At 72.1% G+C, this 12,377-nt stretch carries 14 protein-coding genes; 7 read left to right on the top strand and 7 right to left on the bottom strand.

The window, feature by feature from the left end:
* Positions 1-1,020 (bottom strand): ABC transporter substrate-binding protein, encoded by a 1,020-nt coding sequence (locus tag ACQPY0_RS33515; RefSeq protein WP_432969576.1) that lies wholly within the window; start codon positions 1,018-1,020, stop codon positions 1-3.
* 15 nt (positions 1,021-1,035) lie between these two features.
* Positions 1,036-1,914, bottom strand: a complete 879-nt coding sequence (locus tag ACQPY0_RS33520) for an ABC transporter permease (protein ID WP_432969579.1) — start codon at positions 1,912-1,914, stop codon at positions 1,036-1,038.
* Positions 1,915-2,108: 194 nt separating this feature from the next.
* Between ACQPY0_RS33520 and ACQPY0_RS33525 the strand changes: the two genes are divergently transcribed.
* Positions 2,109-3,137, top strand: coding sequence for a LacI family DNA-binding transcriptional regulator (locus tag ACQPY0_RS33525; protein WP_432969582.1), 1,029 nt, complete (start codon positions 2,109-2,111; stop codon positions 3,135-3,137).
* Between the two features lie 303 nt (positions 3,138-3,440).
* On the opposite strand, the gene ACQPY0_RS33530 is transcribed toward ACQPY0_RS33525, so the two are convergent.
* Together ACQPY0_RS33530 and ACQPY0_RS33535 are read right to left on the bottom strand one after the other, a co-directional pair.
* On the bottom strand, positions 3,441-5,219 hold the full coding sequence (locus ACQPY0_RS33530; protein ID WP_432969585.1) for a SulP family inorganic anion transporter: 1,779 nt from the start codon (positions 5,217-5,219) through the stop codon (positions 3,441-3,443).
* A gap of 104 nt (positions 5,220-5,323) precedes the next feature.
* The gene (locus tag ACQPY0_RS33535) at positions 5,324-5,695 is read right to left on the bottom strand and encodes a hypothetical protein (RefSeq protein ID WP_432969588.1); all 372 of its coding nucleotides are present in this window, start codon (positions 5,693-5,695) and stop codon (positions 5,324-5,326) included.
* Between the two features lie 267 nt (positions 5,696-5,962).
* Between ACQPY0_RS33535 and ACQPY0_RS33540 the strand changes: the two genes are divergently transcribed.
* Positions 5,963-6,295: an ArsR/SmtB family transcription factor gene (locus tag ACQPY0_RS33540; protein ID WP_432995482.1), complete on the top strand. Its 333-nt coding sequence runs from the start codon at positions 5,963-5,965 to the stop codon at positions 6,293-6,295.
* 11 nt (positions 6,296-6,306) lie between these two features.
* On the opposite strand, the gene ACQPY0_RS33545 is transcribed toward ACQPY0_RS33540, so the two are convergent.
* Together ACQPY0_RS33545 and ACQPY0_RS33550 are read right to left on the bottom strand one after the other, a co-directional pair.
* Positions 6,307-7,017, bottom strand: coding sequence for a cation transporter (locus tag ACQPY0_RS33545; RefSeq protein WP_432995484.1), 711 nt, complete (start codon positions 7,015-7,017; stop codon positions 6,307-6,309).
* Positions 7,017-7,406: an ArsR/SmtB family transcription factor gene (locus ACQPY0_RS33550; RefSeq protein WP_432969591.1), complete on the bottom strand. Its 390-nt coding sequence runs from the start codon at positions 7,404-7,406 to the stop codon at positions 7,017-7,019. The genes ACQPY0_RS33545 and ACQPY0_RS33550 overlap by 1 nt, the downstream gene beginning before the upstream one ends.
* 78 nt (positions 7,407-7,484) lie before the next feature.
* On the opposite strand from ACQPY0_RS33550, the gene ACQPY0_RS33555 reads away from it, so the two are divergent.
* The 5 genes from ACQPY0_RS33555 (at position 7,485) to ACQPY0_RS33575 (ending at position 10,284) form a co-directional block, all read left to right on the top strand.
* Positions 7,485-7,838: a hypothetical protein gene (locus ACQPY0_RS33555; RefSeq protein ID WP_432969594.1), complete on the top strand. Its 354-nt coding sequence runs from the start codon at positions 7,485-7,487 to the stop codon at positions 7,836-7,838.
* On the top strand, positions 7,835-8,284 hold the full coding sequence (locus ACQPY0_RS33560) for a MerR family transcriptional regulator (protein WP_432969597.1): 450 nt from the start codon (positions 7,835-7,837) through the stop codon (positions 8,282-8,284). Before ACQPY0_RS33555 ends, ACQPY0_RS33560 begins: the two co-directional genes overlap by 4 nt.
* Positions 8,281-8,604: a hypothetical protein gene (locus ACQPY0_RS33565; protein ID WP_432969600.1), complete on the top strand. Its 324-nt coding sequence runs from the start codon at positions 8,281-8,283 to the stop codon at positions 8,602-8,604. The genes ACQPY0_RS33560 and ACQPY0_RS33565 overlap by 4 nt, the downstream gene beginning before the upstream one ends.
* Positions 8,605-8,665: 61 nt before the next feature.
* Positions 8,666-8,998, top strand: coding sequence for a YnfA family protein (locus ACQPY0_RS33570; protein ID WP_432969603.1), 333 nt, complete (start codon positions 8,666-8,668; stop codon positions 8,996-8,998).
* Positions 8,999-9,081: 83 nt separating this feature from the next.
* Complete coding sequence (locus ACQPY0_RS33575) at positions 9,082-10,284, top strand: MFS transporter (protein WP_432969606.1); 1,203 nt, start codon at positions 9,082-9,084, stop codon at positions 10,282-10,284.
* Between the two features lie 50 nt (positions 10,285-10,334).
* Here ACQPY0_RS33575 and ACQPY0_RS33580 read toward each other — a convergent pair whose 3' ends face one another.
* On the bottom strand, positions 10,335-12,320 hold the full coding sequence (locus tag ACQPY0_RS33580) for a heavy metal translocating P-type ATPase (protein WP_432995486.1): 1,986 nt from the start codon (positions 12,318-12,320) through the stop codon (positions 10,335-10,337).
* Positions 12,321-12,377: the final 57 nt, after the last annotated feature.

A 12,377-nucleotide genomic window follows, 5' to 3' on the forward strand; every position in this document is an offset into this window, starting at 1 on the left:
TCATCCCTTCGGCGCGAAGCTCGCGTCCCAGTAGGTCGCCGGAGACTCAGCCTTGTTGATCACGCCGGCGTCGGCGAACACGTTGATCGTCTTCGTCCAGTCGGCTTCGTCGTTGATGCCGGGCGCCTGGCCCTTGGTGGCGTCGGTGTGCAGCAGTTGCAGGGTGGCGTTGAACTGGTCGGTGAGCACCTTCTCCGACGGCAACTGCTGGGAGGCGCCGGCCATCGCCGCGACGGCGCCGGCCGCGTCCTTCTCGGCGGCGGCCCAGGCCTCGCTGCTGGCCGCGACCATCCGCTTGACCAAGTCCTGCTTGTTCTTGATGGTGTCGGTGGAGGCGATCAGGCCGTTGCTGTAGAAGGTCAGGCCGTTCTCGGCGAACTTGAGGTAGGAGACCGGCTTGCCGGCCTTCTCCTGCATGGTCGGGCCCTGGTCGGTGGCGAAGCCGAGCAGCGCGTCGGTCTTGCCCGACATGACGGCTGCCATCTTGCCGGCCGGGTCGGTGTTCTGCAGGGTCACGTCGGAGGCGGCCAGGCCGTTGGCCTTGAGGAAGGCCGGGAAGGTCTTGCTCAGCGCATCACCGGCGGTGGAGGCGATGGTCTTGCCCTTGAGGTCGGCCGGGGACTTGATGTTCTTGTCGCTGAAGAACTGCACCGACGACGGGGTGGTCTGCAGGAAGACGCCGACGCTCTTGACGTCCATCCCCTGGCCCACCGCCGAGAGCAGAGCGGGGGTGTCGGCCCAGCCGAAATCGGTCTGCCCGGCGTCGGTGGCCTGGACGGTCTTCTGCGAGCCCTGGCCGGCCTGGATGGTCAGGTCGATGCCGTGCTTGGCGAAGATGCCCTGCTTCTGACCGTAGTAGAACGGGGCGTGCTCGCCGTACGGGTACCAGTTGAGGGTCAGGGTGACCTTGTCGTGGCCCTGGGCGGTCTTGGCCTGTTCGTCCGAGGACGAGCCGCAGCCGGCGGTGGCGGCCAGTATGAGGGTCGGCACGAGCGTGGCGGCGAGGGTGCGCAACTTCATGGGACGGTCTCCTATTCAGAGCGACGTCGTAGCGGCGTCGGTACGGCGGCTGGCGTGCCATGAAAGGACGAAGTACTCGAGCAGTTCCACGACCACGAACAGGACCACGCCGAGCAGCGACATGATGAGCAGCCCGGCGAACAGCGTCGGGGTGTCGAGGTTGCCGTTGGCCTGCAGGATCACGTAGCCGAGGCCCTCGTTGGCGCCGACGAACTCGCCCACCACGGCGCCGGTGACAGCCATCGTGGCGGCGACCTTGAGGCCGGAGAACAGGTGCGGCAGAGCGGCCGGGAAGCGGATCTTCCGGAAGGTCTGGCCGGCGCCTGCGCCCATGGTCGCCGACAGCTGCAGCATCTCCGGATCGATCGACTTGAGGCCGGCGACCGTGGAGATGACGATCGGGAAGAAGGCCATCAGGACCGCGACGACGACCTTCGGGGTGAGCCCGAACCCGAGCCACACGATGAACAGCGGCGCGATCGCGATCTTCGGGATGACCTGGGCGAACAGCAGCAGCGGGTAGAGGCTCTTCTCGACCGTCGGGGAGTACACCATCACGACGGCGCAGAGCACGCCGACCACGATGGCGATGGCGAAGCCGAGGATCGTCTCGTAGGTGGTGATCCAGGTGTGGTGGGCGAAGTAGCCGGTCTGGGCGAGGACGACGTCCAGGGTGGTGCCCGGCGACGGAACCAGGTACGGCTTGACCAGGTCCGCCGCGGTGACCGCCCACCAGACGACGAAGATTGCCGCGAGGACCGCGGCGGGGCGCCAGGCGCTCTGGACGAACCGGAGCAGGCCGCCGCCGGCCCGACCCCGGCGGCGGTTGGCCGATGCGGGGTTGCGGCCGGGAGCGGTCGGCTCCCGTTGCTCGATGGTGCTCTGCGCGGCCATGACCCTCCGTTCTCCCTGGCTGGCCGGCGGTTCCGGGTACTCAGCCGCGGGGTAGGCACGTGCCGTCGGTAGGGTCGAGGACGACCCGAAAACTCCAGGTCTCGGCCCTGAATGCGCTTTCAGTAAGCGCTTTCAGGGTGCTACGGTAACCACGCCGAAATAGTTCGGTCAAGAACTTGCGCAGGGGGAAGCCCATGCAGCCACGGACGCACGTGACCTTGGAAGACGTGGCCAGAGCCGCCGACGTCTCGCTGGCCACGGCCTCCCGGGCACTCAACGGCATGCGGGTGACCCCGCAATTGCGGGACCGGGTGCTGGCGGCGGCCGAGCAGCTGGCGTACACGCCGAACGCGCACGCCCGCGCCCTGGCCGGCGCCTCTCACCGCACGGTCGGCGTGATCTGCCACGACGTCAGCGACCCCTACTTCGCCACGGTCGCCGGCGGCATCATGCGCGTCGCCGGCAACAACGACCTGCTGGTGATGCTGGCCAGTACGTTCCGGGACCCGGAACGGGAGATCGCGTACGTGTCGATGCTGCGCGCCGAGCGGGCGCCGGCCATCCTGCTCATCGGTTCCGGGTTCGAGGACCCCCGCTGGGAGCGGGCCCTGGACGCCGAGCTCAAGCCCTACCTGGAGGGCGGCGGCCGGGTCGCCGTGGTCAGCCGGCACCGCAGCCTGAAGGTCGACAGCGTGCTGCCGGAGAACCGGGCCGGTGCGGCCGCCATGGCCCGTGCCCTGCTCGACCTGGGGCACCGCCGGTTCGCGGTGCTCGCCGGGCCGCCGGCGCTGACCACGGTCGCCGACCGGCTGGGCGGCTTCCGCGACGAGCTGAAGAAGGCCGGCGTGTCGCTGGACCCGGCCGACATCGTGGAGGGCCCGTTCACCCGCGACGGCGGGTACGGCGCCATGACCGAACTACTGGCCCGCGGATCGACCGTCACGTGCGTATTCGCGCTTACCGACGTGATGGCCATCGGCGCCTGCGCGGCCCTGCGCGACCACGGCCGGTCCGTGCCGGACGACGTCTCCGTCGCCGGCTTCGACGACATCCCGATCGTCCGTGACCTCACCCCGCCGCTGACCACCGTCGCGCTGCCGTTGCAGCAGCTCGGGGAGAAGGCGATGGAACTGGCGCTGACCGAGAACACCGGGCGGCGCCGCCGGATCCTGCGGATGGGCGGCGAGGTGGTCGTCCGGGCCAGCACCGCCAAGCTGGCCTGACCCACGCGTACGAAAGGCCCCACCCGTGGCCCCTCTTACCGCTGCCCCGGCCGGACTGACCATCGACCCGGTCGAGAGGTACGCCGTCGCGCCGTCCACGGTTCGCTCGTTCGGAGTGTCCGGGGCTTCGCCATCGGCGCGCCGCTGGCCAAGTGCGCCGTCGATGTCGCGCTGATCGAGGGCACTCCCCCGGCCGAGGCGCTGCGACCTGCGAGCCGCCACCGACGGTTTCAACGAGGTCGTTGCCCGTCCTTGATCTTGCCGGCCAACCTCCACCTCCCCACGCATCCTGCCTCGGGTGGGTCAGTGCTCCACTGCCGGCATGGCGGTCGAATCCGGTCCGGTGTGCGGCGGACCGCTTGCTGGGCCGGGCTCGTCCGGGTCGGCACCTGACGGTTGGTGCCGGTGCGGTGTCCGGTGCTGGATGTGGGCGCGGGCGTAGGCGATGGCGGCCGGCGTGTCGGGGAAGAGGTGACCGTCGCGGCGCAGCTGACCCGCGACGCCGAGCGCGGTGAGGACCTGGTCGTGGCGTACGTCGATGCCGGACATCAGCACGGTGATGCCCCGCCGGCGCAGCCGGGTGACGGCGTCGCCGAGCACCTGGGCGCCGGTGGCGTCGATGGTCGTGACGCGGGACATCCGCAGGATGACGACCCGGACGTCGTCGACCTCGGACAGCTCGATGAGGAACTGGTGCGCGGCGGCGAAGAACAGCGGTCCGTCGAGCCGGTAGGCCACGATGTGCTCGGCCAGCAGCTGGTGCTCTTCGGCGGAGTGGTCGGCGGGATCGAGCGGCACCTGTTCGAGTCGGGCGGTGCGGGCCACGGCGCGCAGCGCGAGGACGACGGCCACGCCGAGCCCGACGGCGATGGCGGCGACCAGGTCCACGGCGACGGTGACGACGAACGTGAGCGCCAGCACGAGGGCGTCGCCGCGGGTGGCGCGGGCCAGAGCGAGCAGCGAGCTCGCCTCGACCATCCGTACGGCGGTGGCCAGCAGCACTCCGGCCAGCGCGGCCAGCGGTATGCCGGCGACGAGCGGCGCGGCGGCGAGCACGATGACGGCCAGCACTACGGCGTGGGTCAGCGCGGCGAGCCGCGAGCCGGCGCCGGCTCGGACGTTGACGGCGGTGCGGGCGATCGCCGCGGTGGCGGGAATGCCACCGAACACCGGGGTGACCAGGTTGGCCAGCCCCTGGCCGAACAGCTCCCGGTCGGGGTCATGATGCTCGTCGACGCTCATCGCGTCCGCGACGGTGGCGCACAACAGGCTTTCCAGGGCCGCGAGCGCGGCCACCGCGAGCGCGGAGGGCAGCAGCCGGCCGATCGCGTCCGGCTGCAGGAACTCCAGCGACGGCGCGGGCAGCCCGGCGGGCAGGCGGCCGATCCGCGCCAGGTCGAGGCCGAGGAAGTCGGTCAGGAGGGTGGCCGCGGCCACTGCGATGAGCGAGAACGGCAGCCGGGGCCGCCACCGCCCGCCGAGCAGCATCACGGCCGCGACGCCGAGCGCGACCGCCGGCGGCCCCGGGTCGGGGTGGGCGGCGAAGCGGGCGACGGCATCGGCCGCGACCGCCCAGACCTTGCTGCCGTGCGCGTCGAGGACCCCGACCGCGGCGGGGATCTGCTGCAGCGCGATCACCACGGCGATCCCCGCGGTGAACCCTTCGATCACCGGCGTCGGCAGATATCGCGCGTACCGCCCGACGCGGGCGATTGCGAGGAGCACAAGCACGACGCCGGCCATGGCCCCGACCATGAGTACGCCCGTCGGGCCGAACTGGGCGACGACCGGCACCAGCACGACGGTCATCGCACCGGTCGGCCCGGAGACCTGCAGGTTCGATCCGCCCAGCACCGCGGCGAGCGCCCCGGCGACGACGGCGGTGACCAGGCCGGCCTGGGCGCCGAGTCCGGACGTGGCGCCGAACGCCAGCGCCAGCGGCAGGGCCACCACGGCGACGGTCAGCCCGGCCAGGAGGTCCCGGCGCGGCGCACGGCGCGCGGCCGCCCAGTCGCGACGCCGTGGCAGCAAGCCGGTAACGCGAGCGGCGGCGCTGCGGACACTCCCTGGGCGGATCGGCATGCCGCCATCCCTTCCGTTGCGTCGCGAGGTCGATGCGCAGACTTTATCAGTTGCAAAAGTCTTCAACTCGCGCGCCGACGGCAGTACGGGCCGGATGTCGTCGGCTACATGTCGATGGCCGCCTCGATGCGGCGCAGGTGGTGTCGGGCGAGGGCAAGGTTGGCCCTGGACCTGGACAGGACCAGGTAGAGGAACAGCCCGCGGCTGGAGCGTGCGGACAGCGGCCTGATGAGGTGGTGCTGGTCGGTCAGCGTCACGAGGATGTCCTCGACGACGGAATCGAGCCCGAGCAGCTCCATCGTGCGCAGCTTGGCGCGGATGACGTCGGAGTTGCCCGCGGCGGCGACGACCAGGTCGAAATTCTTGCCGCCACCGGCCATCCCCAGGGCCATGCCGCTGGTGTAGTCGACGAGGGCGGCGGCAAGTGCGCCCTCGATCTGCATGGCGTCCTTCAGGGCAACGTCCATGTCCGGCATATGCGGTGTCCTCCCAAATCGGTACGGGCGCCCGCCGGCAACGCGAGCGCGGCGTGCGTTTGCGAAGCGTCACCGATCCGCACGGGAGGTGATCGCACACCGTGTCCGTCATGCCGGGTCAACGGTGCGCCACATTTTATGGCGTACATCCGACGACTTGCCAATCTTTGCAAGTGAGAAACTGTTCATACTCTCATCTCCGCCGGTGTCGGGATGCTGCTAGCCTTTGATGCCAGAGCTCGGGCGGAGGTGAGTATGAGTACAGGCATGTCGGTGCCGCTGTATCAGGCGAAGGCGGAGATGTTCCGCACGCTGGGCCACCCGGTGCGCATCCGGGTCCTCGAACTGCTGCAGAACGGGCCACGGCCGGTCCGTGACCTGTTGGCGGAGATCGAGATCGAGGCCTCCAACCTCTCGCAGCAGCTGGCCGTGCTGCGCCGGACCGGGATCGTCGCGTCCTACCGCGACGGCCCCCTGGTGATGTACGCACTGAGCACGCCGCACGTAGCCGAGCTGCTCGCCGCGGGGCGCAGAATCCTCGGCTCGCTGCTCACCGACCGCGACGGCCTCTTGGTCGAACTCCAGGCCCGCAGCGAGTAGCCGGCTCGACCTCACGATGTCGGCCACGCCCGGCGGGTCTCCGCGCCCGTCGCGGGTGCCGGCCGATGGGCGCCGGGCGGCGGGCAGCAGGTGTCGCCGCGCCACGCTTCCCGGCCCTCCTTGACCGCCACGGCGGCGAGAACCAGCGCGGCCGCCGGGTCGGCCCACCACCACCCGAACAGCGTGTTGACGGCGAGCCCGGCCAGCAGCACCGCGGACAGGTACGTGCAGAGCAGGGTCTGTTTCGAGTCGGCGATCGCCGAGGCCGAACCGAGCTCGCGCCCGGCCCGGCGCTGCGCGGCGGACAGCAGCGGCATCACCGCCAGCGACACCGCGGCCAGGACCAGCCCGGCCGTGGAGTGTTCGGCGTGGTGGCCGCCCAGCAACGCGCGGGCCGACTCGACGGTGACGTAGGCGGCGAGGGCGTAGAACGACACGCCGATGATCCGCAGCGCGGTGCGTTCCCGGCGCTCGTGGTCAGGGCCGGAGAACTGCCAGGCCACCGCGGCGGCCGAGGACACCTCGATGACGGAGTCCAGGCCGAACCCGATCAGCGCGGTCGACGACGCTCGCGCGCCGGCGGTGATCGCGACGAGCGCCTCCACGACGTTGTAGGTGATCGTCGCGGCCACGAACAGCCGGATCCGGCGGGCAAGCACCGCCCGCCGGGCCGCAGAGGGGCCGCCGGACGGTGACGCGGCGAGGGGCAGCGGGGTGCCCATCAGCAGCAGCCGTCCCGCCCGGCGTCCGCGCACGCGGCGGGGTCGACGGCGAGGACGAGGCCGAGCAGGTCACCCAGGGCATGCGCGAGGCGGGGATCGGCGAGCTCGTAGCGCAGGCGGCGACCTTCCGCGACAGCGACGACAAGGCCGCAGCCACGCAGGCAGGACAGGTGGTTGGACAGGTTCTGCCGGCTGGTGCCCAGGGTTTCGGCGAGCTCGGCCGGGTACCCAGGCGCTTCGCGCAGGGCAAGCAGCAGCCGGGCGCGGACGGGATCGGACAAGGCATGGCCGAAGCGGGCCAGGACCTGGCCGTGGGTCAGCGTCTCCACCCCTCGACAGTACAGCAAACGCTGAACTATCCCGCCAGTCCCGGCGATGCGAGGTTGCATCCGGTACCCAGGTACAGGCTTACCGTGAGGGACAGCGCCGGACCGGCGCCGGCCATCTGCCAGCTCGAGGAGCCTGTGATGTCGTTCGTCGTCCCTGACTCGTGCACCCTGCCGACCGCGGAGCAGCCGCTGCGGCTGGCCGAGTTCGACGCGCTGTTCGCCACCGCCGTCCGCGAGGTCGAGACCGTGAGCCCCACCCACGCCCGGATGCGGCTGACCGGCCCGGCCGGGCTCGAAGCCACGGTGCGTGACCTGGCCGCTCGGGAGACGGCGTGCTGCTCGTTCTTCACCTTCACCGCCACGCCGCAGACCGAGGGCGACCCCGACCGCGAGGTACTCGTGCTGGACGTCCAGGTCCCCGCCGCCCACACCGGCGTGCTCGCCTCCCTCGCCGGGCGGGCGAGTGCGGCCGCGGCCGGGGCGACGCCGTGACCTCCCGCGAACGCGGCGGGCTGCGCACCGGCGAGGTCGCCGAGCGGGCGGGCGTGAACATTCAGACGCTGCGGTACTACGAGCGTCGCGGGCTGCTCGCCTCGCCGGACCGCTCGCTGGGCGGGCACCGGCTCTACCCGGCCGGCACCGTCGCCCTGCTGCAGGTCATCAAGGCAGCGCAGCGGCTCGGCTTCACCCTCGACGAGGTCGCCGAACTGCTCGACACCGGCAGCCGCCGGCACCCGACCCCGGACCTGCGCCAACGAGCCATCGACAAGATCGCCGAGATCGACGCGAAGCTCGCCGACCTCACCGCGATCCGCACGGCCCTGACCGAGGTCGTCGATGCCCGCTGCGACAGCCTCACCAACTGCACCTGCGATGACTGCCCGATCCCCTTCCTGACCATCGGTACCGCCGACGACCCCGACGGAGAGCGCAGATGAGCCTGCCCCTGCAGCCGCCACCCACCCGCCGCCACGACGCGACACCAGCGGCGGACAACAACCCGCCGATGCGCTCCAAGGTCAGCGGCGCCCTCGCCGCCCTCGCCTGCGCCGCCTGCTGCGCCCTGCCGCTGCTCATCGCCGCCGGCGTGCTCACCACCGCCGGCGCCGCCATCCTCGAGAAGACCCTCCTCGCCGTCGCGGCCGGTCTGGCCGTGGCCGCGCTGGGCATGTGGTGGCTGCACCGCCGCCGCAGCACCCAGCGGGCCGCCGCAGCCGGGGCCGGCTGCGGCTGCGGCGGCGGAGGATGCGGCTGCTGAACGACGCCGGCGGCGCGGCCCGCATGACGGCCGCGCCGCCGCGGTGTGCTGCCATACGACCATGACGATCATCCGATCCATCGCCCTGTTCATCCTGGCCGCCCTCGCCGAGATCGGCGGCGCCTGGCTCATCTGGCAGGGCGTCCGCGAACACAAGGGCCTGCCGTGGATCGGCGCCGGCATCGCCGCGCTCGGCGCCTACGGCTTCGTCGCCACCCTCCAGCCCGACGCCAACTTCGGCCGCATCCTCGCCGCCTACGGCGGCATCTTCGTCGCCGGCTCCCTCGGCTGGGCGATGGCCGTCGACAAGTTCCGGCCCGACCGGTACGACATCGCCGGCGCGCTCGTCTGCCTCCTCGGCGTAGCGGTCATCATGTACGTGCCACGCCGCTGACAGCACGCCCCGAGCAGACAGAACGGCGCGATCGTGCCACCGTCGTGGTGAGGGTGCACGCGGCCACGATGGTGGGAGGTTGTGTGACCGAAGATGCGGGGCGGATCGTGCCGGCGGCGACCGGGTCAGGTGGCTGGCTGACCCGCAACCTGAAGGTCGTCTCCGGGGTGTCGTTCCTGCAGGACGCCGCCTCAGAGCTGCTGTACCCGATCCTGCCGATCTTCCTGACCGTGACGCTGGGTGCCCCGGCCGCCGTGGTGGGTGTGGTGGAGGGGTTGGCCGAGGGTGCGGCGTCGGTCACGAAGGTGGCCGCCGGGTGGCTGTCGGACCGCTACCGCCGCCGGCCGTTGATCGGGTTGGGCTACGGGCTGGCCGCGGTGGGCAAGGTACTCGTTGCGGTGGCCGGCGCCTGGCCGATGGTCCTCGCCGGGCGGTGCGTGGACCGGCTGGGCAAGGGGGTTCGCGGCGCACCCCGCGACGCGTTGATCGCCGCCGACGTGCCGGCCGCGGCGCGGGGGCGGGCCTTCGGGTTCCACCGGAGCATGGACACCGCGGGCGCCGTGGTCGGCCCACTGATCGGGCTGGCCGCCTTCGAACTGCTGCACCAGCGCATCCGGCCGCTGCTGTGGATCGCGGTGGTGCCGGCGGTGGCCAGCGTGGCGCTGGTCGCCGCGCTGCGCGACCCCGCCCGCGCCACCCCAGTCGGCGAACGGCTGGGCTGGAACCCACGCAGACTGCCCGGCCGGTTCTGGCGGACGGTCGCGGTGCTCGTGCTGTTCAGCCTGGTCAACTTCCCGGACGCGTTGCTGCTGCTACGCCTGCACGACATCGGGTTCACGGTGCCCGCGGTGATCGGCGCGTACGTCACCTACAACGTGGTGTACACGCTGCTGAGCTACCCGGCCGGGGCGCTGGCCGACCGGATGACGCCGGCGCTGGTGTTCGCCGTCGGGCTGACGGTGTTCGCCGTCGCCTACACCGGCCTGGGCCTGACCCGTAGCCATACCGCGGCGTGGCTGCTCATCGCCGGGTACGGCGGGTTCACCGCCCTCACGGACGGTGTCGGCAAGGCATGGATCTCGGGACTGTTGCCGGCCACGGCGCAGGGCAGCGGGCAGGGCGTGTTCCAGGGCCTGTCCGGCCTGGGCGTGCTCGCCGCCGGGGTGTGGGCGGGACTGGCATGGGGCGCCGACGGTCGGTTGCCGCTGCTGGTGTCCGGCCTGACCGCCGCGGTTCTCGCCGCCGGGCTGCTGAGCGCCGCCACCGCCAATCGCCGCACCGCATGACCGCGGACGTCAAAACCGCCGTTCTCACCTGCGACTTCTCCAGCCGATGCTCATCGCGGCACCGATGCCTCGCCGGCCGCCCGCCGCCACGCCCGGGCGGCCAGCAGGCGCAGCCCGTTGAGGCCGACGATGACGGTCGAGCCCTCATGGCCGGCGACGCCCAGCGGCAGCGGCAGGTGCCCGATCACGTCCCACAGCACGAGTACGGCGATGAACGTGGCGGCGATGGCGAGGTTCGCGACGACCAGGCGGCGGGCGCGCCGGGACAGGGCGATCACCGCGGGCAGGGCGGTCAGGTCGTCGCGGACCAGGACCGCGTCGGCGCTGTGCAGGGCGAGGTCGGAGCCGTGCCGGCCCATCGCCACGCCGAGGTGGGCGGCGGCGAGCGCGGGGGCGTCGTTGACGCCGTCGCCGACGAGCAGCACTCGCCGGCCGTCGTCCTGCAGGGCGTGGACGCGCTTGACCTTGTCAGCCGGCAACAGCCCGGCGTGTACGTCGGTGATGCCGGCCTCGGCGGCCAGCCGCCCGGCGGCGCCGGGGTTGTCGCCGGTGAGCAGCATTGGCACCGTACCTGTCAGGTGCGTAAGGGCGGTCACTGTGCCGGCAGCGCCCGGGCGGATCCGGTCAGTCAGGGCCAGGACCCCGGCCGGGGTGCCGTCGGCAAGCACCACCACCGCCGTGCGGCCCGCGCCTTCGACGGCGTCGACCGCGGCGGCGAGGCGCGCCACGGCCCCCGTGCCGGCCAGGGCCGGCGACAGTTCGCTGAGCAGGGCGGGACTGCCCACCGCCACGGTTTGGCCGTCGACGATCGCCCGCACGCCGCGGCCCGGTGTGGAGACGAATTCGTGGGCGGCCGGCACGGCCAGGCCATGTTCGCGGGCGGCGGCGAGGATCGCGGCGGCGACCGGGTGTTCGCTCGGGTGCTCGGCGCCGGCGGCCAGCCGCAGCACCTCCTCGCCGCTCATCGGTCCGGTGGGGTGGATCCCGGCGACCCGCGGCGTGCCCTCGGTCAGGGTGCCGGTCTTGTCGAAGGCCACCAGCGTGGTGTCGGCGAGCTGCTCCATGACGACGGCAGACTTGACCAGCACGCCGTGGCGGCCCGCGTTGGCGATCGCGGACAGCAGCGGCGGCATCGTGGCCAGCACCACCGCGCACGGCGACGCCACGATCATGAACGTCATCGCCCGCAGCAGGCTGGTGCGCAGGTCCGCGCCGAGCAACAACGGGATCGCGAACAGGGCAAGGGTGGCAGCGACAACGACGATCGAGTAGCGCTGCTCGACCTTCTCGATGAACAGCTGAGTCCGGGCCTTGGTCGCCGAGGCCTCCGCGACCAGGGCCACGATGCGAGCGATCACCGATTCGCCGGCTTCGCGGTGCACCCGCGCGAGCAGGGTGCCGGTGCCATTGAGGGTGCCGGCGAACACCTCGTCGCCGACCATCTTCGCCACCGGCAGGGGCTCGCCCGTGATGGTGGCCTGGTCGACCTCGCCGGCCCCGGCGACGACCACCCCGTCGGCGCCGATCCGCTCGCCCGGCCGGATCCGCACCAGATCGCCGACGTGCAGATCGCCGGCGTCCACGACCACCTCCACCCCGTCGGCGTCCACGCGGGTCGCCCGCTGCGGGGCCAGGTCCAGCAGCGCCCGCACCGAGTCCGCCGTCCGAGCCGTGGCGAACGCCTCCAGGGCACCGGAGGTGGCGAAGATGACGATCAGCAGCGCTCCGTCGAAGACCTGCCCGATCGCGGCCGCGCCGATCGCCGCGACGATCATCAGCAGATCGACGTCGAGCGTCTTGGCGCGCAGGGCCCGCAGCCCGGCCAGTCCCGGCTCCCACCCGCCGGCCGCGTAACAGGCTAGATACGCCGCCCACCACACGGGACTCGGGGCGCCGGCCAGCTGCGTCAGCCCACCGGCTGCGAACAGCGCCAGCGCCAGGCCCGCCCAGCGCACCTCCGGCAACGTCCATAGCCGGGCGGCCAGATGCCGCGGCGGGGACACGGGTGCCACGGCCGCGGCGGTGGTCGGGCTCATCGTCAGGGTCACGCCGAGCAACAATACCTGCGCAGTCACGCAGATAGCCAAGAAGGT

Source organism: Dactylosporangium sp. CA-233914 (genome assembly GCF_050942935.1).
Taxonomy (GTDB): Bacteria; Actinomycetota; Actinomycetes; order Mycobacteriales; family Micromonosporaceae; genus Dactylosporangium.